Source organism: Shewanella sp. A32 (genome assembly GCF_029167175.1).
Lineage (GTDB): Bacteria > Pseudomonadota > Gammaproteobacteria > Enterobacterales > Shewanellaceae > Shewanella > Shewanella yunxiaonensis.
The window spans coordinates 125,942-152,678 of record NZ_JARFTS010000005.1; the positions used below are offsets into that span (position 1 = coordinate 125,942).

Annotated in this window: 26 protein-coding genes and 7 tRNA genes; 22 read left to right on the top strand and 11 right to left on the bottom strand. The window is 50.0% G+C overall.

The genetic code is table 11. From position 1 onward, the window contains the following. The first annotated feature begins 277 nt into the window (after positions 1-277). The 3 genes from lolB to PY479_RS06045 all read left to right on the top strand — a co-directional run bounded on the left by lolB (position 278) and on the right by PY479_RS06045 (position 2,728). The gene (gene lolB, locus PY479_RS06035; protein ID WP_275483194.1) at positions 278-853 is read left to right on the top strand and encodes a lipoprotein insertase outer membrane protein LolB; all 576 of its coding nucleotides are present in this window, start codon (positions 278-280) and stop codon (positions 851-853) included. Beyond that, the gene (ispE, locus tag PY479_RS06040; RefSeq protein ID WP_275483195.1) at positions 850-1,704 is read left to right on the top strand and encodes a 4-(cytidine 5'-diphospho)-2-C-methyl-D-erythritol kinase; all 855 of its coding nucleotides are present in this window, start codon (positions 850-852) and stop codon (positions 1,702-1,704) included. Before lolB ends, ispE begins: the two co-directional genes overlap by 4 nt. Positions 1,705-1,780: 76 nt before the next feature. Then, on the top strand, positions 1,781-2,728 hold the full coding sequence (locus PY479_RS06045; RefSeq protein WP_212594081.1) for a ribose-phosphate pyrophosphokinase: 948 nt from the start codon (positions 1,781-1,783) through the stop codon (positions 2,726-2,728). Positions 2,729-2,858: 130 nt separating this feature from the next. On the opposite strand, the gene PY479_RS06050 is transcribed toward PY479_RS06045, so the two are convergent. From PY479_RS06050 to PY479_RS06095, 10 genes are all read right to left on the bottom strand, one after another. After that, a tRNA-Gln gene (locus PY479_RS06050) sits at positions 2,859-2,933 on the bottom strand. Between the two features lie 13 nt (positions 2,934-2,946). After that, positions 2,947-3,021 (bottom strand) — tRNA-Gln (locus PY479_RS06055). 58 nt (positions 3,022-3,079) lie between these two features. Then, a tRNA-Met gene (locus PY479_RS06060) sits at positions 3,080-3,156 on the bottom strand. A gap of 4 nt (positions 3,157-3,160) precedes the next feature. Continuing rightward, positions 3,161-3,235, bottom strand: a tRNA-Gln gene (locus PY479_RS06065). 18 nt (positions 3,236-3,253) lie between these two features. Further along, a tRNA-Gln gene (locus PY479_RS06070) sits at positions 3,254-3,328 on the bottom strand. Positions 3,329-3,377: 49 nt separating this feature from the next. After that, a tRNA-Leu gene (locus PY479_RS06075) sits at positions 3,378-3,462 on the bottom strand. Positions 3,463-3,489: 27 nt separating this feature from the next. After that, positions 3,490-3,566, bottom strand: a tRNA-Met gene (locus tag PY479_RS06080). Positions 3,567-3,740: 174 nt separating this feature from the next. After that, entirely contained in the window at positions 3,741-4,832 is a 1,092-nt protein-coding gene (ychF, locus tag PY479_RS06085; protein WP_212594082.1) for a redox-regulated ATPase YchF, read from the bottom strand. Positions 4,833-4,917: 85 nt separating this feature from the next. After that, the gene (pth, locus tag PY479_RS06090) at positions 4,918-5,505 is read right to left on the bottom strand and encodes an aminoacyl-tRNA hydrolase (protein ID WP_275483196.1); all 588 of its coding nucleotides are present in this window, start codon (positions 5,503-5,505) and stop codon (positions 4,918-4,920) included. Positions 5,506-5,612: 107 nt separating this feature from the next. Further along, positions 5,613-6,803: an FAD-dependent oxidoreductase gene (locus PY479_RS06095; protein ID WP_275483197.1), complete on the bottom strand. Its 1,191-nt coding sequence runs from the start codon at positions 6,801-6,803 to the stop codon at positions 5,613-5,615. Positions 6,804-6,986: 183 nt separating this feature from the next. Here PY479_RS06095 and PY479_RS06100 point away from each other — a divergent pair, with 183 nt between their 5' ends. The 11 genes from PY479_RS06100 to PY479_RS06150 all read left to right on the top strand — a co-directional run bounded on the left by PY479_RS06100 (position 6,987) and on the right by PY479_RS06150 (position 17,412). Continuing rightward, positions 6,987-7,325 carry a hypothetical protein gene (locus PY479_RS06100; RefSeq protein ID WP_275483198.1) on the top strand — a complete coding sequence of 113 codons (339 nt, stop codon included), beginning with the start codon at positions 6,987-6,989 and terminating at the stop codon, positions 7,323-7,325. A gap of 97 nt (positions 7,326-7,422) precedes the next feature. After that, positions 7,423-8,847: a tRNA (N6-isopentenyl adenosine(37)-C2)-methylthiotransferase MiaB gene (gene miaB / locus PY479_RS06105; RefSeq protein ID WP_275483199.1), complete on the top strand. Its 1,425-nt coding sequence runs from the start codon at positions 7,423-7,425 to the stop codon at positions 8,845-8,847. Positions 8,848-8,971: 124 nt separating this feature from the next. Then, positions 8,972-10,036, top strand: a complete 1,065-nt coding sequence (locus PY479_RS06110; RefSeq protein WP_212594086.1) for a PhoH family protein — start codon at positions 8,972-8,974, stop codon at positions 10,034-10,036. Continuing rightward, the gene (gene ybeY / locus PY479_RS06115; protein ID WP_212594087.1) at positions 10,026-10,487 is read left to right on the top strand and encodes an rRNA maturation RNase YbeY; all 462 of its coding nucleotides are present in this window, start codon (positions 10,026-10,028) and stop codon (positions 10,485-10,487) included. Before PY479_RS06110 ends, ybeY begins: the two co-directional genes overlap by 11 nt. 31 nt (positions 10,488-10,518) lie before the next feature. Continuing rightward, positions 10,519-11,397, top strand: a complete 879-nt coding sequence (gene corC / locus PY479_RS06120) for a CNNM family magnesium/cobalt transport protein CorC (RefSeq protein ID WP_212594088.1) — start codon at positions 10,519-10,521, stop codon at positions 11,395-11,397. Further along, positions 11,397-12,935, top strand: a complete 1,539-nt coding sequence (gene lnt, locus PY479_RS06125) for an apolipoprotein N-acyltransferase (RefSeq protein ID WP_275483200.1) — start codon at positions 11,397-11,399, stop codon at positions 12,933-12,935. Before corC ends, lnt begins: the two co-directional genes overlap by 1 nt. A gap of 116 nt (positions 12,936-13,051) precedes the next feature. Next, positions 13,052-13,750 (top strand): thermostable hemolysin, encoded by a 699-nt coding sequence (locus tag PY479_RS06130; RefSeq protein ID WP_275483201.1) that lies wholly within the window; start codon positions 13,052-13,054, stop codon positions 13,748-13,750. A gap of 8 nt (positions 13,751-13,758) precedes the next feature. Next, a complete protein-coding gene (locus PY479_RS06135; protein ID WP_275483202.1) occupies positions 13,759-15,243 on the top strand; it encodes an AMP-binding protein in 1,485 nt (494 codons plus the stop codon). Positions 15,244-15,253: 10 nt separating this feature from the next. Continuing rightward, entirely contained in the window at positions 15,254-15,937 is a 684-nt protein-coding gene (locus PY479_RS06140) for an iron-containing redox enzyme family protein (protein ID WP_212596650.1), read from the top strand. Between the two features lie 13 nt (positions 15,938-15,950). Further along, positions 15,951-16,781, top strand: coding sequence for an SDR family oxidoreductase (locus tag PY479_RS06145; protein ID WP_275483203.1), 831 nt, complete (start codon positions 15,951-15,953; stop codon positions 16,779-16,781). Beyond that, positions 16,768-17,412 carry a tetratricopeptide repeat protein gene (locus PY479_RS06150; protein ID WP_275483204.1) on the top strand — a complete coding sequence of 215 codons (645 nt, stop codon included), beginning with the start codon at positions 16,768-16,770 and terminating at the stop codon, positions 17,410-17,412. Before PY479_RS06145 ends, PY479_RS06150 begins: the two co-directional genes overlap by 14 nt. Positions 17,413-17,468: 56 nt before the next feature. Here PY479_RS06150 and PY479_RS06155 read toward each other — a convergent pair whose 3' ends face one another. Continuing rightward, positions 17,469-17,969, bottom strand: a complete 501-nt coding sequence (locus tag PY479_RS06155) for a zinc ribbon-containing protein (protein ID WP_212594094.1) — start codon at positions 17,967-17,969, stop codon at positions 17,469-17,471. A gap of 123 nt (positions 17,970-18,092) precedes the next feature. On the opposite strand from PY479_RS06155, the gene leuS reads away from it, so the two are divergent. From leuS to rodA, 8 genes are all read left to right on the top strand, one after another. Next, entirely contained in the window at positions 18,093-20,672 is a 2,580-nt protein-coding gene (gene leuS / locus PY479_RS06160) for a leucine--tRNA ligase (RefSeq protein WP_212596651.1), read from the top strand. A gap of 14 nt (positions 20,673-20,686) precedes the next feature. Then, entirely contained in the window at positions 20,687-21,196 is a 510-nt protein-coding gene (gene lptE, locus PY479_RS06165) for an LPS assembly lipoprotein LptE (protein ID WP_275483205.1), read from the top strand. After that, a complete protein-coding gene (gene holA / locus PY479_RS06170) occupies positions 21,196-22,227 on the top strand; it encodes a DNA polymerase III subunit delta (protein ID WP_275483206.1) in 1,032 nt (343 codons plus the stop codon). The genes lptE and holA overlap by 1 nt, the downstream gene beginning before the upstream one ends. Next, entirely contained in the window at positions 22,227-22,883 is a 657-nt protein-coding gene (gene nadD / locus PY479_RS06175) for a nicotinate-nucleotide adenylyltransferase (protein WP_275483207.1), read from the top strand. The genes holA and nadD overlap by 1 nt, the downstream gene beginning before the upstream one ends. Before the next feature lie 74 nt (positions 22,884-22,957). Continuing rightward, a complete protein-coding gene (gene rsfS, locus PY479_RS06180; RefSeq protein WP_212594097.1) occupies positions 22,958-23,281 on the top strand; it encodes a ribosome silencing factor in 324 nt (107 codons plus the stop codon). Between the two features lie 5 nt (positions 23,282-23,286). After that, the gene (gene rlmH, locus PY479_RS06185; RefSeq protein ID WP_212594098.1) at positions 23,287-23,757 is read left to right on the top strand and encodes a 23S rRNA (pseudouridine(1915)-N(3))-methyltransferase RlmH; all 471 of its coding nucleotides are present in this window, start codon (positions 23,287-23,289) and stop codon (positions 23,755-23,757) included. 20 nt (positions 23,758-23,777) lie between these two features. Then, the gene (gene mrdA, locus PY479_RS06190; protein WP_212594099.1) at positions 23,778-25,643 is read left to right on the top strand and encodes a penicillin-binding protein 2; all 1,866 of its coding nucleotides are present in this window, start codon (positions 23,778-23,780) and stop codon (positions 25,641-25,643) included. Then, entirely contained in the window at positions 25,630-26,730 is a 1,101-nt protein-coding gene (gene rodA / locus PY479_RS06195; protein WP_212594100.1) for a rod shape-determining protein RodA, read from the top strand. The genes mrdA and rodA overlap by 14 nt, the downstream gene beginning before the upstream one ends. Positions 26,731-26,737: the final 7 nt, after the last annotated feature.

A 26,737-nucleotide genomic window follows, 5' to 3' on the forward strand; every position in this document is an offset into this window, starting at 1 on the left:
AAACAGAATACGCTTAACAAAACCGAATAAAGGTTTATTAGTGACTAAAGGGTTAATTTTTTCAGACAATTAAAGGCTCAACAGCGGCAACCCGCGCTATAACAGCGATTGCTGATAAAACCGCAATCACACACCAGTTGTGTCTGACGGTAAAGCCCTCGTATCATAGGCCAACATTTATGGCTGATGATTGACGAATATTTTGACCAACATCACAAATCGCATAATCCATCGTTCGACCACATCACTGTGGTTGTGGCTTATATGGGCCATTTTTGTGAGTGGCTGCAGCAGTCTGACTGATAAAAACTGGGTGGCAACCACAGTTGCCAATCCTCAGGACGCCAATGCCTGGGAATTACAGGGCAAACTCGCGGTAATATCACCCGAAGAGAAATTCAGTACCAATCTCTACTGGTTACATACCCCTGAGAGTGATCAACTCAAGCTCACCACCATGTTAGGCACCAGCGTCATGAGTCTTAGCAGCCGCGCGGGATATGCCAAGCTGGAAGTAGACGGCCAAACCTATGAAGGCGACGATCCACAAGCACTATTGAATCGCCTCAGCAATTGGCAATTTCCCTTAACTAAATTGCCCGAGTGGGTGCTTGGGATCGTGGCCGATGATTATCAGGTCAGCCGCGATATTAATCATCGACCACTACAACTAACCGACAGCAGTGTATTCCCGCCATGGCGCATTCAATATCAGGGCTGGCAAGCTCAAAGTGGCACCATGGTGCCACGTCTACTGCGCTTAGAACGGGGCGGACTGAAACTGAAAATTCAATTGAATCAATGGCAGGCACTCACCAGTGTGCAGGTGCCAATGGACAACAAACGCTCATGACGCAATCACTTTCGTTAGGCTGGCCGGCCCCAGCCAAACTCAATTTATTCCTGCATATTAATGGTCGTCGGGCAGACGGCTATCACGAATTACAAACCCTATTCCAGTTTCTGGATTATGGCGATCTGCTCGATTTTAAAATCACTAATGATGGCAAAATCACCCTGCATTCCAATCTCAACACCAATATTGCTGATGACGATAATCTGATTGTCAAAGCCGCCAAACTGTTACAACAACAGTCAGCCAGCAAACTGGGGGCAGAAATCTGGCTCGATAAAAAGTTACCGATGGGCGGCGGTGTGGGTGGCGGCTCATCAGACGCAGCCACAACCCTGGTGGCACTTAATGCGCTGTGGCAAATAGGGTTGGACCAGCCACAACTCGCGGCATTAGGTCTGAAACTTGGTGCTGATGTGCCTATTTTTATTCACGGACATGCAGCTTTCGCTGAAGGCGTGGGTGAAAAACTTGTGGCCGTTGATATTCCGGAACACTGGTATCTGGTGATAGCGCCGGAGGCCCATGTTTCCACTGCGGCAATCTTTCAACACCCGGATCTACCAAGAGATACCGCCAAACTGTCCTGGAATGAATTATTGTCCGCAAACTGGAAAAATGACTGCCAAACACTCGTCAGTAACAACTTTCCGCAAGTTGCCAAGGCCTTGGCGTGGCTGTTAGAATATGCCCCGTCGAGAATGACCGGAACAGGCGCCTGTGTGTTCGGGGAATTCGAAACACAGCAACAAGCGCTGGAGTGTCTGGCGAAAATGCCTAAAACATTCCGCGGATTTGTGGCAAAAGGAACGAATATATCGCCGTTACAGCACCGCTTAAGTCGGTGCTGAACAGTTTCTTCAGGGGCAAAGCTTGTCACTCTGTCCCTCCAGATCACAATAATGCAAACGCCCGAGGTTCATTAAAGTGCCCGACATAAAGCTCTTTGCTGGGAACGCTACCCCCAGTCTTGCTAAAAAGATAGCAGACCGTCTGTTTTGTAAACTTGGAGACGCCACGGTAGGCCGTTTCAGCGATGGAGAAATCAGCGTCCAGATCAACGAAAACGTTCGTGGTGCTGATGTCTTTATCATTCAATCCACCTGTGCACCAACCAACGACAACCTGATGGAACTGGTCGTGATGGTAGATGCGTTGCGCCGTGCTTCTGCCGGTCGTATCACAGCCGTGGTTCCTTATTTCGGATACGCCCGTCAGGATCGTCGTGTTCGTAGCGCCCGTGTGCCTATCACTGCCAAAGTGGTTGCTGATTTTCTGTCTAGCGTTGGTGTGGACCGTGTGCTGACATGCGATTTACACGCCGAACAGATCCAGGGCTTCTTTGACGTTCCCGTGGATAACGTTTTCGGTAGCCCAGTATTGTTGGAAGACATGCTCGACAAGAACCTGGAAACACCGGTTGTTGTTTCACCCGATATCGGCGGTGTAGTGCGTGCCCGTGCCATTGCCAAATTGTTGGATGATACTGATCTGGCTATCATCGACAAGCGCCGTCCTCAGGCCAATGTGGCACAGGTAATGCACATCATTGGTGACGTTCAGGACCGTGATTGTATTATCGTTGACGACATGATTGATACTGGTGGTACGCTGTGTAAAGCCGCTGAAGCACTGAAACAGCATGGTGCTAATCGCGTGTTTGCCTATGCGACGCACCCAGTGTTCTCAGGTGCTGCGCTGGAAAACATCAAGAATTCCGTGATTGATGAAGTGATTGTGACTGACACTATTCCTCTGCGTCCGGAAATCGCTGCCAGCGGTAAAGTCAAACAGCTGACAATGTCTGGTATTCTTGCTGAAGCGATCCGCCGCGTCAGCAATGAAGAATCCATTTCTGCGATGTTCCATCAGTAAGCACTGCAGACAACAAAAGACGCACCTCCGGGTGCGTTTTTTATTGGCTATCGGTAAGCAGTGTCACTGCATCCGTATTATTGGGCAGCAAAAAGCAAAAAAGCCCGTCGATTAAGACGAGCTTTCTTATTGGCTGGGGTACCAGGATTCGAACCTGGGGATGCCGGAATCAGAATCCGGTGCCTTACCACTTGGCGATACCCCAAAAAGGTCATATATGGCTGGGGTACCAGGATTCGAACCTGGGTATGCCGGGATCAAAACCCGGTGCCTTACCGCTTGGCGATACCCCAAAAAATCGGTCTATGTCACTGCCTACCCTAACAAGCGGGTAGCAACAGTTCAACATTATGGTGGCTATGGCGGGACTTGAACCTGCGACCCCAGCATTATGAGTGCTGTGCTCTAACCAGCTGAGCTACATAGCCACATTGGCTGGGGTACTAGGATTCGAACCTAGGTATGCCGGAATCAGAATCCGGTGCCTTACCGCTTGGCGATACCCCAATCTATATTGCAAAAGTATGGCTGGGGTACCAGGATTCGAACCTGGGAATGCCGGGATCAAAACCCGGTGCCTTACCGCTTGGCGATACCCCAACTGCAAGTTATCTCAAGTTCTCTTTTCTCATATTGAGAAAGGAGAGAATGGTACGGGAGGAGAGACTTGAACTCTCACACCTTGCGGCACCAGAACCTAAATCTGGCGTGTCTACCAATTTCACCACTCCCGCATTGTCTCGTTTAGCATCCGAGAAGGATGGTGGCTATGGCGGGACTTGAACCTGCGACCCCAGCATTATGAGTGCTGTGCTCTAACCAGCTGAGCTACATAGCCACGATAACTTTATGCCCCTCTGCCGAGAGGACGGGGCGTATTATGCTTATTCATACTATACAGGTCAACAGCTTTTTCGGACTGAAGCCCGGCACTACCGCCGTTCGCTTAGAATCTCGCCAAACTGTGCAGCAGATACGCAAATAGCGGCAATCTGCTGCATTTTTATGCGCATCAAACGTTGAACAGGAAATGCATCACATCGCCATCTTGAACGATGTAAGTCTTACCTTCAACACGAAGTTTACCGGCTTCTTTGGCGCCGTTCTCCCCCTTGAATTGCACAAAATCTTCATAGGAAACGACCTGAGCACGAATAAAGCCGCGTTCGAAATCGGTGTGGATTTTACCCGCAGCTTGAGGTGCACTGGCGCCCACCGGAATGGTCCAAGCGCGCACTTCTTTTACGCCCGCAGTGAAATATGTCTGCAGATCCAGCAATTCATAACCGGCACGGATCACACGATCCAGACCCGGTTCATCCAGTCCCATATCGGCCATAAATTCCTGACGGTCTTCGTCGTCCATTTCAGCCAACTCAGACTCAATCGCGGCACATACCGGCACGACCACTGCACGTTCTTTCTCCGCAATGGCACGCACAACGTCCAGATGCGGATTATTTTCAAAGCCATCTTCGGCGACGTTTGCGATATACATGGTCGGTTTTAACGTCAGAAAATTCAGATAAGCCACGGCCTCAATCTCTTCTTTCGAGAGGTCGAGGGTGCGCAGCATATGGCCTTCGTCCAGTACCGGCTTGAGCTTTTCCAGGACTTCTACTTCAAACTTAGCCTCTTTATCACCGCCCTTGGCACGCTTTTGCTGGCGCAGAATGGCGCGCTCACAGCTGTCCAGATCCGCCAGTGCCAGCTCGGTATTGATAACTTCAATATCGGATGCCGGATTGACCTTGTTGGCAACATGCACAATGTTGTCATTCTCAAAGCAACGCACCACGTGACCGATAGCATCAGTTTCACGAATGTTGGCCAGGAATTTATTGCCCAGACCTTCACCTTTTGATGCCCCGGCAACCAAACCGGCAATATCCACAAACTCCATGGTGGTAGGCAACACACGTTCTGGATGCACAATGTCAGCAAGAACCTGTAGACGTGGGTCTGGTACAGGTACCACGCCGGTATTCGGCTCGATGGTACAGAAAGGAAAGTTAGCCGCTTCAATACCGGCCTTGGTTAACGCATTGAACAGAGTCGATTTACCGACATTGGGCAAACCAACGATGCCGCATTTAAAACCCATGATAGTTACCTTATCTCACTGTAATTCCCGGGGGATAACCGCCGGACAGCTGCTGGTATGCCAGCAACCTGATGTCATTGATTCGTTATTCAGCCTTGAACGCGTGCAAGCGGTTCATGGCTTTAGTCATATCGTCTGTATATAGAATATCGGTAGCTCGCAGCGCTTCGTCAATGGCAGCATCAATACGTTGTTGCTCCACCAGCGGTGGTTTGCCAAGTACGTAACCACTTACCTTATTTTTATCTCCCGGATGACCGATACCAATGCGCAGACGATAGAAATTTTTGTCGTTACCAAGACAGGCAATGATATCTTTCAATCCGTTATGCCCGCCATGACCACCACCAAGTTTGAACTTCGCCACACCTGGTGGCATGTCCAGTTCATCGTGTGCCACCATTATTTCATCTGGGGCGATACGAAAAAAGCCTGCCAGTGCGCCAACCGCTTTACCACTCAAGTTCATATAGGTAGTCGGCACTAACAAACGAACATCTCGGCCTTTTACGGTGATCCGTGCTGTCAGTCCAAAATATTTACTGTCCGGCGTTAGACTGGCACCATAATTTCGCGCCAGTTGTTCCACAAACCAAGCACCGGCATTATGTCGAGTCTGGGCATATTCGGCCCCTGGATTACCAAGCCCGACAATCAGTTTAATCGTGGTCATTTTTTCCTGTTTTTATGACTTATCCATCGCGAAAACAATAATGCCGCGATAGAAAACGCGGCATTTTAACACTGCTATTGCGCTCGCAACAAATCGTCTGAACCGTTTCAGGACAAACCGAGTGCGTATTTCAATACTTGATGCTTCACCGGGGTATTAATATCCGCCAACTTCAGACCGAGATTACGTACCAGCTTTAATGGCAGAATGTCGTTACTGAACCCGGCATAAAACAGATCCATCCCGGTCATCATCAGCTGATTGTCATACCAGCGACGACGCTGATAACCGGCCAGCACTGAACTCTGCCACCACGCCCCCGCTTTAGCGCTGAGAGCGGCAGCAATCTCTTCGATCAATACATCAACGTCTTTAAATCCGAGATTAACCCCCTGCCCGGCTAACGGATTAATCGTATGTGCCGCATCACCCAGCAGTACCAAATTATCCCGATAATACTGCTTGGCATGCCGTCGGGTCAGCGGAAAGCTGCCACGGTCGAGCACTTCAAAATCACGATTAAGCCGGGCGGGGAAGTGACTGTCGATCGCCTGCTTCAATTGTTTGGCAGATAACTGAGACAGCCCCTTTATCGTCTGTGCATCGTCATACCAGACTAATGAAGCGTGTTTTCCCGGCAGCGGCAGTAATGACCGCGGCCCTTGCGGCGTAAATTGCTGCCAGGTAATGTCTTGTTCTTCGTCGGCTGTCGCAATATTGATCAACATACAAGCTTGGCTATAGTCCCAGCCAGCAACACCAATACCCGCCCATTGGCGGACTAATGAATTGGCCCCATCCGCCCCGACCAGCAGATGACTATCAAGCACCCGACCATCATCCAGACTCACTTCAATACCGCTACAGGACCGCACCATGCGCGCTACTCGCGCGGGGCAGCAAAGCGTGAGATTGTCGTACTGAGTGAATTGCTGCCACAGAGCCAACTGCACCAACCGATTTTCAACAATATGCCCCAGATGTGACAGCTTGAGCTGCTCGGCATGAAAGCGGGTAATACACCCTTCCATCTCCCAGGTTTCCAGGCCGCGATAAGCTACTTGCCGCATCTGCAGCAATGCTTCAAGCGCCCCCAGCCGCGCTAATAAATTTTCCGAAGCCAGCGAAATGGCCGATACTCTGACGTCCAGCGGTTGCGCTGGCGAATAGGCCTCTGGCTCGGTGGCTTCTACCAGTGCGACGTTTAATCCAAGCTGAGCCAAACCCACTGCGGCTGCGGCCCCCACCATACCGCCACCAATAATGACAATATCTTGTTGCTGATGTTGTTTTGTCACTGTTGCATTCCTGCTGTACTAATTCTTTGTTGCTGTTGTCATCAAATCCAATATCAATAGCTTTTGGAAAACGAAATAATTCGCAATTTGATTTCAACCCTCGCTCACTTAATGAGTGTCTTATTTATAGCACCTGAGCAGTGTCGTACAGGTTCATCCCATGTACAAACCCAGGAGAACGATATGGCAATCACATCCTTAAGTCGCTTTGCCGCTATAACGCTGATAGCCGCCGGGACACTGCTGCCCCTGCATAGTCAGGCAGAAAATCTACCTGAAAAAATGGAAGTTATCACTGTAACTTATGTCGGTTCAGTGAATTATGCCTTATATCAACAATTCGCGGAAACCATGGGTGAATTCCATTTCGAATTGCTGGCAGATATTCATGACACCGCCAAAAACAGCTCAAGGCAGATGGCCTCGGAGTTCTTTGATACCTATCAGCCATTAGTCGCTGATAATCAACAGCCTGTGGAAACAACAGCTTATAACAATACCCATGTGTGGGGTTCGAAGTAATTCGGTTTTGCGCCGGCAAACGTTGGCAAGCGGCAACAACTGCAGGTAAAATAGCGCGCTATTTTCCTTAGAGGTACGTGTGAGCGGCGCAAAACTGATGAGTAAGAAACTCCATATCAAAACCTGGGGCTGTCAGATGAATGAGTATGACTCAGCTAAGATGGCCGACCTGTTAAACGAATTTCAGGGCTATACCCTGACAGAAGAAGCAGAAGACGCCGATGTGTTGCTGCTAAATACTTGTTCAATTCGTGAAAAGGCGCAGGAGAAGGTATTCCATCAGCTGGGGCGCTGGAAAGGCCTTAAGGATAAAAATCCGGACTTAATCATCGGTGTAGGTGGCTGTGTCGCGTCGCAAGAAGGCAAAGCCATCAAAGACCGAGCGCCATGCGTTGATATTGTGTTTGGCCCACAAACCCTGCATCGCCTGCCGGAAATGATCAATGAAGTTCGTGGTGGTAGCCATGCCGTGATTGATGTCAGCTTCCCGGAAATCGAAAAATTTGACCGTCTGCCGGAACCGCGTGCCGAAGGTCCCACCGCATTTGTCTCCATTATGGAAGGTTGCAGCAAGTACTGCTCTTTCTGTGTAGTGCCTTATACCCGTGGCGAAGAAGTCAGTCGACCAATGGACGATGTTATCCTGGAAGTTGCCCAGTTGGCACAGCAAGGAGTACGCGAAGTCAATTTATTGGGACAAAATGTTAACGCCTATCGCGGTGCTAAATTTGATGGTGACATCTGCTCTTTTGCCGAACTGCTGCGCTATGTTGCCGCCATTGATGGCATTGATCGCATCCGCTTCACGACTAGTCACCCGATTGAATTTACGCAGGACATCATTGATGTCTATGAAGACACGCCGGAACTGGTGAGCTTTCTGCATCTGCCAGTTCAGTCAGGCTCAGACCGCATTCTGACGTTAATGAAGCGCGGGCATATGGCGATTGAATACAAATCCATTATCCGCCGTCTGCGTAAAGCTCGGCCAGAGATCCAAATCAGCTCCGACTTCATTGTGGGCTTCCCGGGTGAAACCGCGGAAGATTTTGAAGACACCATGAAGCTGATTGAAGAAGTGAATTTCGACCATAGTTTCAGCTTTATTTACAGTGCCCGTCCCGGTACACCAGCCGCAGACTTGCCAGACGACGTCGATCTGGAAGAGAAGAGACAACGCCTGGCGAGACTGCAGGACACTATCACCCATCAGGCCATGCGTTACAGCCGTCAGATGTTAGGCACAGTGCAGCGTATATTAGTCGAAGGTCCATCAGTTAAGAATCCGATGGAACTGCGTGGCCGTACAGAAAACAACCGCGTAGTAAATTTTGAGGGGCAGCCACAACATATTGGCACCTTTGTCGATGTGGAGATCACTGACGTGTACCCTAATTCGCTGCGCGGTAAGTTAATTCGTGGTGAAGATCAGATGGATTTACGCCGTAATCTGCGCCCAGTAGATATTCTGGCCAAACACCAGAGTGAAGACGAACTTGGGGTAAAACGCTACCAACCATAACATTAACAAAAAGGCGGCCACGGTCGCCTTTTAGCTTGCTGGCACATGACATTTTTCTCATGGCATTTCACCAGTGAGGCTCGTAAACTGAAACATATAGCGAAACATATTATCGGAGTTATATTTGTCCCATAAATTAACCGCCATGGACCTGTATCTGGAACCCGCAGACAGTCGTCGACTGGCGTCGCTGTGTGGCCCATTTGATGACAACATCAAACAGCTCGAACGTCGTATCGGTGTCGAGATCAGTTACCGCAACAACCATTTCAAGATTGTGGGTCAGCCTCACGGCTGTCTGACTGCCAGTAATTTATTGCGTAACTTGTATGTGGAAACCGCCCCGGTCAAAGGCAGTACGCCGGATCTCGAACCTGAGAAAGTGCATATTGCCATTCAGGAAGCGATCGCCATTGAAGCAGATGATGGTAGCGATCAGCCGCAGGAGCACTTTATCAAGACCCGCAAGGGCGTGATAAAACCACGCAATCCCAACCAAACCCAGTACGTGGTTAACATCGTGCGCCACGATATCACCTTTGGTATTGGCCCGGCGGGAACCGGTAAAACTTATCTGGCCGTTGCGGCAGCGGTAGATGCGCTGGAGCGCCAGGAAGTTAGGCGGATTCTGTTGACACGCCCAGCAGTGGAAGCGGGCGAAAAATTGGGCTTTTTGCCCGGCGATTTGAGCCAGAAAGTCGACCCATATCTGCGGCCGTTATATGACGCATTATTTGAGATGTTGGGCTTTGAAAAGGTAGAACGCCTAATTGAACGCAGCGTCATCGAAATTGCACCACTGGCCTATATGCGTGGCCGTACGTTAAACGATGCCTTTATTATTCTCGATGAAAGCCAGAACACGACGGTTGAACAGATGAAGATGTTCCTGACCCGTATTGGCTTTAATTCTAAAGCGGTCATCACCGGCGATATCACCCAGATTGACTTGCCGCGGCATGTGAAATCAGGCTTACGCCATGCCATCGAAGTGCTTGGCGATGTCGATGAGATCAGTTTTAACTTTTTCCTATCAAAAGACGTAGTGCGTCACCCTGTGGTGGCAAGGATCGTTGAGGCCTATGAGTCTTACGAACAACGCCAACAAGCGGCCAGTGCTCGTCGTGATAGCCAGTACAAACTGGCTGAACCTTCTGATATTACGGAACCTTCCGAACATGAGTCTTGAGCTGACACTGGATTTACAGGTTGCCTCTGAATCCAACCAATTACCGGCTGAAGCCGATTTTTTACGCTGGGCAACGACTGCCCTTGATGGCCGCCTGGATGAGGCCGAAATGACCATTCGCCTGGTGGATGAAGCCGAAAGCCACCAACTGAATCTGGATTATCGTGGCAAGGACAAACCAACCAACGTGTTGTCTTTTCCCTTTGAAGCACCACCCGGCATTGAATTGCCACTGATCGGGGATCTTGTTATTTGTGCCCCGGTCGTTGAAAATGAAGCGCAGGAACAACATAAACCATTGGAAGCTCACTGGGCTCATATGGTTGTGCATGGATGCCTGCATCTGCTAGGTTATGATCATATTGACGACGCCGAAGCTGAAGAAATGGAAGCCATTGAGACAGAACTCATTGAAAGCTTAGGTTTTTCTGACCCTTACAAGGAGCAATAAACGTTCGTCTTCCACGAACTGTGACACCACTATGAGTGATGATATCCCCCCGAGTACCGGCGCCCATAAGAAGGGCTGGTTTGATCGCGTCAGCCAGTTGTTCATGGGCGAACCCCAGAATCGCGACGAATTAGTAGAGGTGATTCAGGACGCTGAACAACGCGATCTTATCACCGAGGACACCCGCGAGATGATCAAGGGCGTTCTAGAAGTATCTGATCTGCGAGTCCGCGACATTATGATCCCGCGCGCGCAGATTGTGGCGATTCAATATACAGATTCGGTGGAGGAAGTCCTTAACACCGTCATCTCTTCAGCACACTCCCGCTTCCCTGTGGTCAATGAAGACAAAGACCACATCGAAGGTATCCTGCTGGCAAAAGATCTGATCAAATATGGTTTTAACCACAGTGAAGACCCGTTTTCACTGGAAAAAGTGATCCGGCCAGCGGTGGTTGTGCCGGAAAGTAAACGCGTTGATGTACTGCTTAAAGAATTTCGCAGCCAACGTTACCATATGGCTATCGTTGTCGATGAATACGGTGGTGTGTCTGGACTGGTCACCATCGAAGATATTCTGGAAGAGATCGTTGGCGATATTGAAGATGAATTCGACCATGATGCGACTGAAGAGCCCGAAATCCGTAAGGTGGGTAGCAAAGTTTATCTGGTTAAAGCACTAACACATATCGAAGACTTTAATGATTCCTTTGGTACTCAGTTTAGTGATGAAGAGTTCGATACGGTAGGTGGACTTGTGAGTCATGCCTTTGGTCATCTGCCAGAACGTAACGAGAAGATCACGATTGAAAACATCGAATTCAAAGTGATTAGTGCCGACACGCGCCGGTTGTTGCAGTTGCGAGTCAAACTGCCTGATGACAGCGAAACAGAAGAAAGCAATTCATAGTGACCCTTGCGCCTAGCCGTCTCCGGCAACACCCGTGGTATAACGCTGTACTGGCATTGATTGCCGGTGCAGCCACATCTCTATCCTTTGCGCCCTATAATATCTGGCCCATCTTGCCACTGGCATTGGCATTGGCCTTATGGCTGACTCACAGCGCGCCGACAAAACAAGCCTTTTATCTTTGGCTCAGTTTTGGTTTCGGCAGTTTTGCGTTTGGCATCAGTTGGGTGCATGTCAGCATTTACCGTTATGGCGGTCTACCACTGCCCGTTTCCATGCTGTTAATGGGCATGCTGGCGTTATATCTGGCATTGTATCCGGCGCTGGCAGGCTGGCTCACCGCACGCTTACGTTCGCGCTGGCCAGTATGGAATAACTTGGCACTGTTTCCCGCGCTGTGGGTATTGACCGAGTGGCTTCGTGGTTGGGTGCTGACGGGCTTTCCCTGGCTATGGGCAGGTTACAGTCAGGCGATGGGTCCGTTAAAGCCACTGGCAGCCTATATCGGCACGTTAGGGATCAGTTTTCTGCTAGCAATGCTCGCCGGTAGTCTGGTGTTACTCGTGCGCAAGCGCTGGATGAGTTTGCCGTTACTGCTGGCCTTGCTGGTCGTAATGGTCTGGCAGGCCCCCAAACACTCAGGAATTGAGCGTACCGGTAAAACCGTCAGTGTTGCCTTGGTGCAGGGAAATATTCCCCAAAGTATGAAATGGGATCCTAATGCACTGTGGCCAACATTGTTGAAGTATATGGACTTGTCGCGACCACACTTCGATAAACAGATTATTATCTGGCCGGAAGCCGCAATTCCGGCACCTGAGGCCATGGTAGAACCATTTCTGGATAATGCCAACAAAGTGGCAAACCTCAACAATACTGCGATTGTCGCGGGTATTGTCAGTATGGCGCAAACAGATTTTTACAACTCATTGATTGTACTGGGCAATGCCCATCAACCTCAGCAATCAGAGGGTGATTATCAAGTCAATGGCAGTAACCAGTATCGGAAACACCATCTGTTACCTATCGGGGAATTTGTTCCGTTGGAATCGTTGTTAAGGCCGTTGGCACCGCTGTTTAACTTGCCAATGTCCTCCTTCACACGAGGGGCATATGTGCAGCCAAATTTGCAGGCGCTGGGATATCGACTGGCACCCGCAATCTGCTACGAAATCGCCTTTCCGGAACAGCTGCGTGACAACGTCAATGCAGAAACTCAGTTACTGCTAACGGTCTCAAATGACGCTTGGTTTGGTGAATCCAACGGTCCATTGCAACATATGGAAATTGCCCAGATGCGCGCCGCGGAACTAGGAAGACCGTTATTGCGAGATACCAATAACGGTGTCACCGCTGTCGTTGATGAACATGGCGCCATCACCGCACGCTTGCCACAATTCCAGGAAGGGGTGCTGACTGCTGATGTGCCTTTGGTCAAAGGCGTAACCCCCTTCTATAAATTCGGTCAGTGGCCAGTATTGATACTCAGCCTTTTGTTATTGCTGCTATGTACCTTGCTACCAAAAGCCAAAAAGTAATTTAAAAATCAATTTATTAAGTATTATTGAATAATTAACTAAATCTGAATTTCGTAAGATATTCTTAAGATGGCTTCGCTAGGGTGACAATGAGACATCACTAGTGGAGTATCTCTATGTCCCAGCATTTGCCTCAGGCACCGTTGGCAGACAACTCGTCTGCCGACCACTCTCTGGCGACAATAGTACCGACCTTGAAGCTGATCACGATTGCCAATACACAACGGCAATCAGTAGAACAGTTTATTGCCGCTAAATTTCAGCAGGTACACCACGCCCAGCTCAACAGTTTCCTGCCGTGGCTCATTGCGATCATTCACCATGGCAACATTGTCGGGGCCTACGGCTTGCGTCCTGGACAACATCAACCATTATTTCTTGAACAATATCTACCTTCTGCCATCGAACAGTTAGTGGCGGAAAACGCCAGACGACCAGTAGTGCGCGACAGTCTGATCGAAATTGGCAATCTGGCGTTAGCAGAACATGCGTTTGGTCCGATGTTAATGGTGACGCTGGCAAGCGTGCTGTCCGCTGCGGGCTATGAATGGATGGTGTTCACTGCCACCGAACAGGTACAACGCCTGATGCAACGATTAGGATTTGAACCTTATTGTCTTTGCCCTGCCGATCCGCAGCGATTAGCTGGTGACAGCGCCATTTGGGGGAGCTATTACCGCAATAATCCCCGAGTAATGATCGGTAATTTACATCGAGCCTGCGAAGTCATGTATCACGACCGCAGACTTTCGAAAATTGCTGCAACCTATGAACGACAAACATCCGCAATTGCTGCAGCAATCCGTCGTAAGTGAGAGGTATCATGAATAATATCGTGGAGTTTCTGAATCAAACGGCCCAGGCTTCTCCGGCACTTATTGCCCTTGAAGACAGCCACCAACAACTGAGCTACCAGACATTAGCGCAACGCGTTGATGCGCTGGCAAAGTGGTTATTACAACAGCAGGTTCCCTGTGTTGCACTTCATGGCGGCAACAGTGTCGACTGGGTTGTGGTAGACCTAGCATGTCACGCTGCCAATGTTATCTGTCTGCCATTACCACTGTTTTTTACGCCGCAGCAGATCCGCAATTGTCTCGAGCAGGCAGGTGCGGAATTACTGTTGAGCGAAGAAATTCTGCTTCCCGGTCAATGCAAACTTGACCTTAAACAAGCATTGCCCGGTATCGCTGCCTGGGCGTTGCCGGAAAGGTATCATTGCTGGCAACTCCCTTATGACAGCACTCATCAGCTGCCTGAGGGCACCCACAAAATTACCTTTACCTCCGGCTCGACAGGCATCCCTAAAGGCGTCTGTCTCAGTAAAGATCATCAATGGCGGGTGGCCAAATCTCTGGCCCAGGAAATCGCGATCAACCAACCCCGGCATCTGTGTTTACTGCCATTGAGTACTTTGCTGGAAAATATCGCAGGGATATACAGCCCGCTGTTATGTGGCGGCACCGTGGTGCTCCCCAATGATGCCGAGCGCGGCATGCTCGGCAGTTCCAACATAGACAGCCATCAGTTGCTGCAATGTATCAGTAAAACACAACCGCATTCGATGATCCTGCTCCCGCAACTGTTGCGTCTGTTAGTAGCCGCTTGCCAGCAGGGTTGGAAAGCGCCGCAGCGCCTGCGCTTTATAGCCGTTGGTGGTGGCCGGGTAGATCCCCAATTACTGCTCACGGCACAGCAACTGGGGCTGCCAGTATATGAAGGCTACGGTTTATCTGAATGTGGTTCAGTCGTGGCACTTAACACGCCCAGCCAGTCACGTAGTGGTGCTGCCGGTAAAGTTCTGCCCCACTGTCAGGTGCGCATTGATGATCAAGAAGTCATTGTTTCAGGAGCTTGTCATCTGGGTTATGCCGGGATGCCCGACAGTTGGTACCCCAATGACATCCACAGCGGTGATTTAGGACATCTGGAGGATGGCTGGCTCTATATTGATGGACGACGCAAGAATCTGCTGATCTCCTCATTTGGCCGCAATATCAGCCCAGAATGGGTTGAGTCTGCCTTGCTCGCTGAACCATTGTTAAATCAATGCGTGGTCGTCGGTGACGATCAACCGTTTTTGTGCGCCTTATTAACCGCGTCGACAGCTGTCAGTGACTCGCAGATAACCCAATGGATAGACAAGGCCAATGAACAGTTACCTGATTACGCAAAAGTGCGGCAATGGCTGAGGCTGGAAGATAAACAGCTTCTGCCATTTATGACGGCCAATGGTCGCTTGCAGCGCCAGCAACTGCTCAAAGCATTTAACCTGCAAATTTCTTCCTTGTATCAACAGCAGAAGTAAGAGGTCGATGATGGCTTTTTATGATGAGTTACAGCAACAGACGATTGCCAGCAGGCAGTTTCTTTTGGACACACCCATTATCAACCATTGCCTCGCCGGAAACGTGACTAAGGCTGAATATGTGGCCTTCCTGCAACAGGCTTATCACCACGTAAAACACACATCACCATTGTTAATGGCAGTAGGCTCACGTCTGCCTGAAAGTAAGGAATGGCTGCGCGAAGCCGTCGCTGAGTATATCGATGAAGAAAAAGGACATCAGGAATGGATCCTCAACGATATTGCTGCCTGTGGTTACGACAAAGAAAAAGCGCGAAAGAGCTCACCTAACTTCAGCACAGAGATGATGGTCACTTACGCTTGGGACATGGTCAGCCGAGTTAATCCGTTGGGCTTTTTCGGCATGGTCAACGTTTTGGAAGGCACCAGTATCAACATGGCACTGCTGGCAGCCGACAAAATTCAAGCGACGCTAGCGCTGCCTGATAGTGCCTTCAGTTACCTCAAATCGCACGGCGAGTTAGACAAAAAGCATATGCATTTCTTTAAAGGGTTAATGAACCGCATAGACGAACCGCAGGAACAGCAGTTGATCGTGCATGCTGCCAACAACTTTTATCGGCTCTATGGCAATGTATTTCGAGAGTTGGATGCCGCACAAGCCAGCTATATCGAGAAAGATGCCGCGGCTTAAACGGGACAACGATATGACAATGCAACGTAGACGAGTGATCCTAACAGGGGCGAGTGGTGGCATTGGCCGTTCAATCGCGAAAGCGTTGGCCGCGCAAGGGCATGAGCTGCTGCTCTGCGGCCGCAATAATGGCAAACTGGCCATCTTATTGGATGAATTGGAGGGTAGTGGTCATCAGTTATTGGTGGCAGACCTGACGACGACTGCCGGTATTACCTCGCTGCAGTCAGCCGCGAATGCCTTCGAAGCTGACACCCTGATTAACGGCATGGGGGTTAATCAGCTGACACTCCTGGCTGATAGCAGTATTGCTGACGGTGAACGCATCCTCGCCACTAATTTGCTAGCCCCCATCAATGTTTGTCGGGCCTTGCTCCCGCTGTTTCAGCATAAGCAAGCGACTATCGTCAATATCGGCTCCATCCTCGGCAATATCGGCTATCCAGGCTCTACCCTCTACTGTGCCAGTAAAGCCGGGTTACAGCGCTTTACCGAATCACTAAGGCGAGAACTCACCGATACTGAGATTGCTGTGCTGTATTTTGCGCCTAGAGCGACGGGGACGGAACTCAACAGCCCCGCGATGCGCGAAATGAACCAGCAGCTAGGCAATAAAACGGATAGCCCTAATTGGGTCGCAGAACAACTGTGTCTGGCACTGCGACAGCACAAACAAGGCGATATTTTTCTGGGCTGGCCAGAATCACTGTTCGTGCGGATTAATGTCTTGTTGCCCAGACTGGTGGATAACAGCATCTTAAAACAACTGCCGGTTATCAAACGTTTCTGTCGCGGCTCTAATCATCCGCAACACGCTGTAGGAGAACGCCATGAAGTATCTTAACTTACTGCTCATAGTTACCAGCTTGGTGACTGCTGCGGCCAATGCTGATGACGCCAGTGATAGTGCGTTAATAAAGCTCCAGCAACAGTGGGCGGTTGATAATTACACCCTGAAAGGCGATGCCAAGGAAAAAGCATTTGATGAACTGCTGCAACAGGCAGATACGGCGGTAAAGACCTATCCCGGTGATAATCGCCTGATTATCTGGCATGGCATCATCAACTCTACCTATGCGGGTGTCAGCGGCGGACTCAGCGCGTTGAAGTACGCCAAAATTGCCAAAGCCGACTTTGAACACACCATTGCCAATCAGCCTGAGGCTCTGCAAGGCTCGGCCTATACCAGTCTCGGCGTGTTGTATTTTAAGGTTCCAGGATGGCCCATTGGATTTGGTGATAACGACAAAGCCGAAAAATTGCTGAAAAAAGCCCTTAGCATCAACCCAGAGGGTATTGATGCTAACTATTTTTACGGTGAATTTCTGCTAGACGATGACCGCTACGATGAGGCGCAAAAATATCTGCAACAAGCACTGCAAGCAGCGCCACGCCCCGGGCGAGAACTGGCTGACAGTGGCCGAAAACAGGAAATTGAAGCAGCGCTGGCAAAGTTAAAAAAGCAGCAGAGTTAATCACAAAAAACGCAGTCCAATGGCTGCGTTTTGTATAGTGATCAAATTCTCAGAGATTACGGCATCAGCGGCTCGCGGGTAAACTCTGAATGATCGCATTCGGGGCAATCCGGAATAGCATCGGTGAATTCGATATTCATCTTGTGACCGCAATTAGTGCAGGTCAGTGTTCCCTGAGTGACAATATCACCACTGTGGTATACGCCTTTCTGACTGAACTGGCGGGCCAACTCATGCCACTCGACCTGACTGCGGTCACTGATCTCACCGAGCCAATGCCAAAGGGTGTTTTCCAACGTAATGGCTGTAGGGCTGTAACTCAGATCATCTTCTGCCTGAGTGGCGATAAAGCTGGCAACATCCCGTTGCAAAAACTCTTCCACCAGCTGTAATTGGGCTTCATCAGCATGACGTTTTAATGCAAGGTATTCCTTACCTTTTTTGATAGTACTTAGGAGGCTCTTCACGGTGAGAGAGGTATCCTGCTGATAAATTTCTTTCACCTTTTGAAGCAAAGCCTGATACAGATCTAGCAATTCCTTACTTTTATCACTCATGGCGCTACTCCTTTAAGACGAGTCTTGGTGAATGACTCACTTCTGGTTTATTCTATGCAGATTTAAAATGCGTCGCAAAGCGCGTATATCTCAAATTTATGGGCGGCAATGCCGAAAAACCTGATGCAAGAGCAATACAATCCCTCAGAAATTGAGGCCCGGGTTCAACAGCACTGGGCTGACAACAAAACTTTTGAAGTCACCGAAGATAACAATAAAGAGAAGTTTTACTGTCTCTCCATGTTCCCCTATCCTTCTGGTCGCCTCCACATGGGCCACGTTCGCAACTACACCATAGGTGATGTTGTCTCTCGTTTCCAGCGACTGCAGGGTAAAAACGTGTTGCAGCCTATTGGTTGGGACGCTTTCGGACTGCCGGCAGAAAACGCCGCCATCAAGAACAAGTCTGCACCAGCACCTTGGACTTACGCCAATATTGATTACATGAAAAACCAGCTGAAAATGCTGGGGTTCGGTTACGACTGGAGTCGTGAAATCGCTACTTGTACCCCAGAATATTACCGCTGGGAACAATGGTTTTTCACCAAGCTGTATGACAAAGGTCTGGTTTACAAAAAGACCTCCTCAGTGAACTGGTGTCCAAACGACCAGACCGTGCTGGCGAACGAACAGGTGGTTGATGGTTGCTGCTGGCGCTGTGATACCCGTGTAGAGCAGAAAGAAATCCCACAATGGTTCATCAAAATCACCGCTTATGCGGAAGAACTGTTGAATGAAATCGATAACCTGGAAGGCTGGCCAGAGCAGGTTAAAGCGATGCAGCGTAACTGGATAGGTCGCTCCGAAGGCGTTGAGATGACCTTCCAGGTGGCTGACAGTGACGACACTTTTGACATCTACACTACTCGTCCCGATACCGTCATGGGCGTGACCTATGTGGCGATTGCCGCTGCACACCCATTAGCGATAAAAGCCGCCGCCAATAATCCTGCGCTGGCTGCATTTATTGACGACTGTAAGCAAAGCAAAGCGTCAGAAGCCGATTTAGCAACCATGGAAAAGAAAGGCGTAGCCACCGGGCTGTACGCTATTCATCCACTGACCGGCGATAAGGTGCCGGTATGGGCAGCTAACTTCGTCCTGATGAATTACGGCACTGGCGCGGTGATGTCCGTCCCCGGCCATGACCAACGTGATTATGAGTTCGCCACTAAATACGGTCTGCCGATCAAAGGGGTGATCAAATCTGCGGAAGGCGAACCTGATCTGAGCCAAGAAGCGTTTACCGATAAAGGTATCCTGTTCAATTCTGGTGAATTTGACGGCTTAGCATTTGACGCAGCCTTTAATGCCATTGCCGAGAAGCTGATCAGCCAAGGTAAAGGTAAACGTCAGGTGAACTTCCGTCTGCGCGACTGGGGCGTCAGTCGTCAACGCTACTGGGGCGCACCAATCCCGATGGTCACCATGCCAGATGGCAGCGTGATCCCGACACCAGAAGATCAGTTGCCGGTCATTTTGCCAGAAGACGTGGTCATGGACGGGGTGCAGAGTCCGATTAAAGCCGACAAAGAATGGGCCAAGACTACAGTAAACGGCCAGGCTGCGCTGCGAGAAACCGATACCTTTGACACCTTTATGGAATCCAGCTGGTATTACGCTCGTTATTGCTCACCGAAAGCCAATCAGATGCTGGACACTGATAAAGCCAACTATTGGTTACCGGTAGATCAGTACATCGGGGGTATTGAACACGCCTGTATGCATCTGTTGTATTTCCGTTTCTTCCACAAATTGCTGCGCGATGCCGGCTTGGTCAACAGCAATGAACCTGCCAAACGTCTGCTGACACAAGGTATGGTACTGGCAGATGCCTTCTACTACACCGATGAAAAAGGCGCGCGTATCTGGGTTTCTCCGCTGGATGCAGAAGTGCTGGAACGTGACGATAAAGGTCGCATCAGCAAAGCCGTAGACAAAGAGGGTCATGAACTGGTGTATACCGGCATGAGCAAAATGTCTAAGTCAAAGAACAACGGTATCGACCCGCAGTTGATGGTGGAAAAATACGGTGCTGACACCGTGCGTTTGTTTATGATGTTTGCCGCCCCCCCAGAATTAACACTGGAATGGCAGGAGTCTGGTGTAGAAGGCGCACATCGCTTCATCAAACGTCTGTGGAAATTGGCCTCTGATCATGTCAATGCTGGTCCAACTGAAGCGCTCGATGTCAGCAGCCTGAATGCCGATCAGAAAGCACTGCGGCGCGAGCTGCATAAGACCATTGCTAAAGTGACAGACGATATTGGTCGTCGGCAAATGTTCAACACCGCCGTTGCTGCCGTGATGGAACTGATGAACAATTTACAAAAAGCACCGCAGGAAACGGCGCAGGACCGGGCGTTGCTGGCTGAAGCACTGTCTGCCTTGGTTCGTCTGTTATATCCCATCACGCCACACCTGAGCTTTAGTCTATGGCAGGCGTTGGGCAATACCAGTGACATTGAAACCAGCCGCTGGCCACAAGTAGACGAAGCGGCGCTGGTAGAAGACAGCAAGTTAGTGGTAGTGCAAGTTAACGGTAAATTGCGAGCCAAAATAACCGTTGCAGCCGATGCCGAACAACAACAGGTGCAAGACCTAGCGTTAGCAGATGAACAGGTGCAGAAACACACCGAAGGCAAGACAGTGCGTAAGGTGATTTATGTGCCAGGGAAACTGCTGAACATTGTGGCTAACTAACTGACAGGACACTCATGCTGACACCTATAAAGCGTTTCCGGCATTTGATGTTCACTGCGCTGGCACTGGTCATGATGATCTGTGCCGGATGCGGTTTTCATCTGCAAGGCAGTTATTCGATCCCACCACAGCTGAAAACACTCAGTCTGACCACACCCGATCAGTACAGTGAGCTGAGCCGTTTGGTACAGGATCGACTGCGTCTGCACAATATTAGCGTTAAGCCCGCCAGCGATACGCTGCCACGCTTGACCCTGATGAAAGATTCACTGGAGCGCTCTACCCTGTCTATCTACCCTACAGGTAATGTGGCGGAATATGAGTTGATCTATCGGGTGTACTTTAGTGTCGCCATGCCCGGCAACGAAGCGCAGAGCTTTACGGCAGAAGTCCGCCGCGACTATCAGGATGATCCCCGTACCGCGCTGGCAAAAAGTCGGGAAATGGATCTGCTGGTGAAAGAGATGCGCAGCCAAGCGGCGGATTACATTATTCAGACACTGGCCGCCACTGAGGTGAAGTGATGCGGGTGTATCCAGATCAGCTGGCACGACAGCTCACGACATTAAGACCGTGTTATCTGTTGTTCGGTGATGATCCCTGGCTGCTGGATACCACCAGATCACAACTGCTGGCAGCGGCGCGCCAACAAGGGTTTGAAGAACGGGTACAACTGGAACAGGACACGAGTTTCAATTGGCAGGATCTTTACAACGAATGGCATGCCATGAGCTTGTTCGCCAGCCGACGCATTATTGAACTGCAATTACCCCAAGCTAAGCCCGGTAGTGATGGCAGTGCCATGTTGTTAGCGTTGCTGCAACAGCCTAATCCAGATACCGTGTTACTGCTTACCGGAACTAAACTGGCGAAAGAGCAGCAAAATAGTAAATGGTTTAAGCAGTTGGACAGCAAGGGAATCTTTGTTCCCTGCACGACACCTGAAGGTGCTCAATTTCAGCGTTGGTTGGATGACAGGATCCAGTATTACCAATTGCACCTGCAGGTTGACGCACGCACCATGCTGGCCAGTCTGTATGAAGGTAATCTGCTGGCCGCAGACCAAGCGCTGCAGCTATTACAACTACTTGCCGGTGGTCGTGCGGTAGATGCCAATGAATTAGCGCATTATTTTGAAGATCAGTCGCGCTTCAATGTGTTTCAGCTGACAGATGCGCTGCTGGCAAATCAGCAAGACAAAGCCCAGCACATGCTGGTTCAACTAAAAGCCGAAGATACTGCGCTACCCATCGTGCATTGGGCATTGCAAAAGGAACTGACACAGTTATGGCAGCTGCAATCCGCCCTGAGTGTCGGTCATGATCTCAACCAGTTGTTTAGCCAATATCGGATTTGGGACAAGCGAAAACCGTTATACCAACAGGCATTAAAAAGATTACCCCTAGATGCCATTGAAACCATGCTGGGTATCAGCTCCAAACTGGAACTGGCACTGAAGCAACTGGGGCGAGAAGATTGGGTGGGCGTGAGCCATCTGTGTCTGATGTTTGATGCCGAGGCTCATAAACAGTTACAGCAATTCGAGTTAAGCTGATGCGAATAGGGATTTTAGGCGGTACATTCGATCCTGTGCACTACGGACATCTGCGTCCAGCAGCTGAAGTCTTGCAGCAGTTGCAGCTCGACCAACTGTGGTTGATGCCCAACAATATTCCCCCACATAAACAACAAGCCAGCGCTAGTGCTGGCCAGCGGCTGAAAATGTTACAGCTGGCCGCAGCTCACTTTCCCCAATTTGCCATCAACGCCATCGAATTGGAACGTGCGACCCTGTCTTACAGCGTCACCACATTGCAACACCTCAGGCAAAAACATCCACTCGATAGCTTCTACTTTATTATGGGGACAGACTCACTGGTCACCCTCACGACTTGGCAGAACTGGCAGGAACTGTTCACGCTGTGCCATCTGGTTGTCTGCTATCGGGCAGGATGGCAATTACAGCCAGATAATCCGGTGTATCAGGAATGGCAACAGCGCCGTCAGACACCGGCACAGCATCTTGCGGCATGGAAACATGGCGAAAATGCTGCTGTCGGTAACATCATTATGGTTGATGTTACCCCACAGCCCTTCTCCTCCAGCGCCTTACGTAAGGCAATTGCCATCGATCAGTTGCAGTCTTGCCGTGAGGCACTGCCAACGGAAGTACTGGATTACATCGTGTCACAACAGCTTTACCGCGAGTAAGGCTGATTCTGTGCGTCGTTTAGGTATATACTACGGCGCTTGAATCTCTATAACCCCGAAAGAGGAACATCAGCTTGCAGAGTGCGGAGTTGAAACAATTCGTTGTTGATAAGGTCGAAGACATCAAAGCTAAAGATATCGTGGTGCTTGATGTGCAACAGAAATCCAATATCACCGATTACATGGTGATTTGTACCGGAACCTCCAATACCCACATCAGCGCCATTGCGCAGCATGTGGTGAGTGAAGCCAAACAAGCGGGTATTCCCCCTTTAGGCGTTGAGGGACGCGACGGCAGTGAATGGGTGCTGGTCGATCTCGGTGATGTGATTTTGCATGTCATGCTCGAACAAGCACGAGATCATTATCAGTTGGAAAAACTCTGGGCTGAAGTTTAACGCCGATGAAGCTACAACTCATCGCTGTCGGCACCAAAATGCCCGATTGGGTCAGTAAAGGTTTCATGGAATATCAACGTCGGTTTCCTCGAGACATGGCGTTGGAGTTGCTTGAAATTCCTGCCGGTAAACGCGGTAAGAATGCCGATATTGCGCGCATTTTGCACAGAGAAGGCGAAGCCATGCTGGCGGCGGTTGCCAAGGGTAACCATATCGTTACCCTGGATCTGCCTGGCAAAAACTGGACGACTCCAGAACTGGCTGAAAATTTAGCGAAATGGCAGCTAGATGGCCGAGATGTAAGTTTATTAGTCGGTGGACCGGAAGGCCTGGCACCCGCCTGCAAACAAGCAGCGGCACAGAGTTGGTGTCTATCCGCACTTACCCTGCCCCATCCATTAGTCCGGGTCGTGGTTGCCGAGAGCCTATACCGCGCCTGGAGCATTAATAATAATCATCCCTATCATCGGGAATAACCGCGGACGGAGATCACTGAGTGCAGCAACGAAAGCGAATTACCATGCACGACCATGCCGCAGAGGCTGCGCTATTCCGGCGCCGTGCAACGTTCACTTTCATCTGTGTCGCCATACTGCTGCTAGTACTGGTGGGAAATCTTTATCATTTGCAGGTCACCTCCTACAAAGATTACGCGACCCGCTCTAATGATAACCGCATCCGTGTGGTGCCACTGCCCCCTAGTCGTGGCCTGATTTACGATCGCAACGGCAAACTGCTGGCGGAAAATCAACCGTTTTACTCACTGGAAGTGATTCCAGAAAAAGTAAAAGACATGAACGCCATGCTCGATCAGCTGGCAACTGTCGTCCCTATTTCCGACGATGAACGTCAAAGTTTCACTGAAGCGCTGAAATTCCATCGGCGTTTTAAGCCATTAACCCTCAAAAATCACCTGTCTGAAACCGAGCTAGCCGCCTTCAGCGTTAACCAATATCGCTTTGAAGGCGTGTCGGTTGAAGCCGGGCTTAACCGTTACTATCCTTATGGCGAATTGTTAACGCATGTCTTGGGTTATGTCGGTCGCATTAATAACCGCGATCAAAAAGCGCTGGAATTATCTGGCGATTGGCCAGACTACGCGGCAACCAATGATATCGGTAAGCAAGGCGTCGAAAAGTTCTATGAAAGCCTGCTGCACGGCAAGCCTGGTCATCTCGAAGAAGAAGTGAATAACCTGGGACGCCATATTCGCACCTTAAAGGTTGAACCACCGGAACCCGGGCAAGATATTTACCTGACGATTGATCTGGCATTACAACAGAAAGCAATGGAACTGTTGGATGGACGTCGTGGTTCTATCGTTGCTATCGATCCGCGTGATGGCGGTATTCTGGCGATGGTTTCCAGCCCCAGTTATGACCCAAATCAGTTTGTCCATGGCATTAGTGCCAAGGCTTATAGCGAGCTGTTGAATTCAGAATCACGGCCACTAATCAACCGCGCCACCCAAGGGCAATATGCGCCGGCATCAACAGTCAAACCATTCCTGGCCTTGATGGGCCTCGAAGATGGCATTATCAATGAAAAAACTCGCGTCTGGGACCCGGGATACTGGCAGATCCCCGGGGTAGAACGTAAGTATCGTGACTGGAAACGCTGGGGCCACGGCTGGGTTGATGTGTATGGGGCCATCGTTAATTCCTGTGACACGTACTTTTATGATTTAGCCTACAAAAGCGGCGTAGATCGGATTTCCAACTTTATGGAACAGTTCGGTTTTGGGGAAAACACGGGCGTGGATATCTATGAAGAATCGCCCGGTAACATGCCTTCAAGAGACTGGAAACGTTTACGTTATAACCAACCGTGGTATATCGGCGATACGATTTCTGTCGGTATTGGCCAGGGGTACTGGACTACAACCCCATTACAATTGGCCGCCGCGGTTACCATCCTGGCAGAAAAGGGTCGGCGTATTCCACCGCACCTGCTGAAATCCATCAAAGACAGCACCTCAATGATTGACTCGCCGGTGCAGGAGAAACCACCAGTCACGCTGAAAAATCCACGGCATTGGGATGTGATTGCAGAGGCGATGCGACAAACCGCCCTAAAGGGTCGTTTCAGTGATGCTAGTTACACGGCCGCGATGAAAACCGGTACTGGGCAGGTGTTCAGTATTGCAGAGGACGAACGTTATAATGCCAAAACCATTGATGCACATCTGCGCGATAACGCCTTGACGATTGCCTACGCACCGTTTGAACATCCCAAAATCGTACTGGCAGTGATTCTGGAAAACGCCGGTTGGGGTGGCCAAAATGCCGGGCCAGTGGCGCGTGCCATGATGGATGAATATCTGTTGCGGGATAAATGGGAGCTACCACATGCACAGCCATAGACCAAACCTCTGGCAACGCCTGCATCTTGATTTACCGCTGTTGCTTGGACTACTGGCACTGATGTGCTTCGGGCTATTCGTGATTTATTCTGCCAGCGGCGAAGACCCGGGGATGCTCGAACGGCAAATGGTTCGCATGGTGATCTCCTTAGGGTTAATGTTCGTTCTGGCGCAGATTAATCCGGAAGTCTATCGGCGTTGGGCACTACCGATTTACCTCACGGGCGTAGTATTTCTGCTGGCGGTGCACTTTTTTGGCGAGATCAATAAAGGCGCGCAACGCTGGCTTAACCTTGGTTTTATGGAGTTTCAGCCATCCGAACTGATGAAACTCGCCTTTCCCATCACCATGGCCTGGTATATCAGTAAATTTCCACTGCCGCCCAAAAAGCGCTACCTGGCAGGCGCCGCAGTACTATTGGCCGTTCCTACGCTACTGATCGCTAAACAGCCAGACCTCGGGACATCTATTCTGGTAGCAGCGTCCGGCATTTTCGTGCTGTTTCTTTCCGGGATGAGCTGGACGATTGTCGGCGGCGTTATCGCGGGCATTCTGGCATTTTTGCCGGTGTTATGGTTCTTCCTGATGCACGATTATCAACGCAACCGCGTGCTGACATTGCTTAACCCTGAAGCCGATCCACTGGGCACCGGCTATCATATCATCCAGTCGAAGATTGCCATTGGTTCCGGCGGTATCTGGGGCAAAGGCTGGCTGGATGGCACCCAATCGCAGTTGGAATTTTTACCCGAGCGCCATACTGACTTTATCTTTGCGGTCATTGGTGAAGAATTTGGTTTAATTGGCAGTGTCTTTTTGCTGACACTATACCTTTACGTTATCGGGCGGGGATTGGTGATTGCCTCGCGCGCCCAAACCAGTTTTGCGCGATTATTGGCAGGCTCCATCACCCTCACATTTTTCGTTTATGTGTTTGTTAATATTGGGATGGTATCCGGTATCCTGCCGGTAGTCGGTGTGCCTTTACCGCTGATCAGTTATGGTGGTACGTCGATGCTGACTTTGCTGGCGGGTTTTGGCATTCTAATGAGTATTCACACTCATCGACGCTTTATCGACAGATAGGAATGCC

What these genes read in the sequence shown, in the direction of transcription:
- ispE (WP_275483195.1), top strand. Translation starts at nt 850, where the DNA reads ATGACGCAATCACTTTCGTTAGGCTGGCCGGCCCCAGCCAAACTCAAT.
- ychF (WP_212594082.1), bottom strand. Translation starts at nt 4,832, where the DNA reads ATGGGTTTTAAATGCGGCATCGTTGGTTTGCCCAATGTCGGTAAATCG.
- pth (WP_275483196.1), bottom strand. Translation starts at nt 5,505, where the DNA reads ATGACCACGATTAAACTGATTGTCGGGCTTGGTAATCCAGGGGCCGAA.
- PY479_RS06100 (WP_275483198.1), top strand. Translation starts at nt 6,987, where the DNA reads ATGGCAATCACATCCTTAAGTCGCTTTGCCGCTATAACGCTGATAGCC.
- miaB (WP_275483199.1), top strand. Translation starts at nt 7,423, where the DNA reads ATGAGTAAGAAACTCCATATCAAAACCTGGGGCTGTCAGATGAATGAG.
- ybeY (WP_212594087.1), top strand. Translation starts at nt 10,026, where the DNA reads ATGAGTCTTGAGCTGACACTGGATTTACAGGTTGCCTCTGAATCCAAC.
- corC (WP_212594088.1), top strand. Translation starts at nt 10,519, where the DNA reads ATGAGTGATGATATCCCCCCGAGTACCGGCGCCCATAAGAAGGGCTGG.
- PY479_RS06130 (WP_275483201.1), top strand. Translation starts at nt 13,052, where the DNA reads ATGTCCCAGCATTTGCCTCAGGCACCGTTGGCAGACAACTCGTCTGCC.
- PY479_RS06135 (WP_275483202.1), top strand. Translation starts at nt 13,759, where the DNA reads ATGAATAATATCGTGGAGTTTCTGAATCAAACGGCCCAGGCTTCTCCG.
- PY479_RS06140 (WP_212596650.1), top strand. Translation starts at nt 15,254, where the DNA reads ATGGCTTTTTATGATGAGTTACAGCAACAGACGATTGCCAGCAGGCAG.
- PY479_RS06145 (WP_275483203.1), top strand. Translation starts at nt 15,951, where the DNA reads ATGACAATGCAACGTAGACGAGTGATCCTAACAGGGGCGAGTGGTGGC.
- PY479_RS06150 (WP_275483204.1), top strand. Translation starts at nt 16,768, where the DNA reads ATGAAGTATCTTAACTTACTGCTCATAGTTACCAGCTTGGTGACTGCT.
- PY479_RS06155 (WP_212594094.1), bottom strand. Translation starts at nt 17,969, where the DNA reads ATGAGTGATAAAAGTAAGGAATTGCTAGATCTGTATCAGGCTTTGCTT.
- leuS (WP_212596651.1), top strand. Translation starts at nt 18,093, where the DNA reads ATGCAAGAGCAATACAATCCCTCAGAAATTGAGGCCCGGGTTCAACAG.
- lptE (WP_275483205.1), top strand. Translation starts at nt 20,687, where the DNA reads ATGCTGACACCTATAAAGCGTTTCCGGCATTTGATGTTCACTGCGCTG.
- holA (WP_275483206.1), top strand. Translation starts at nt 21,196, where the DNA reads ATGCGGGTGTATCCAGATCAGCTGGCACGACAGCTCACGACATTAAGA.
- nadD (WP_275483207.1), top strand. Translation starts at nt 22,227, where the DNA reads ATGCGAATAGGGATTTTAGGCGGTACATTCGATCCTGTGCACTACGGA.
- rlmH (WP_212594098.1), top strand. Translation starts at nt 23,287, where the DNA reads ATGAAGCTACAACTCATCGCTGTCGGCACCAAAATGCCCGATTGGGTC.
- rodA (WP_212594100.1), top strand. Translation starts at nt 25,630, where the DNA reads ATGCACAGCCATAGACCAAACCTCTGGCAACGCCTGCATCTTGATTTA.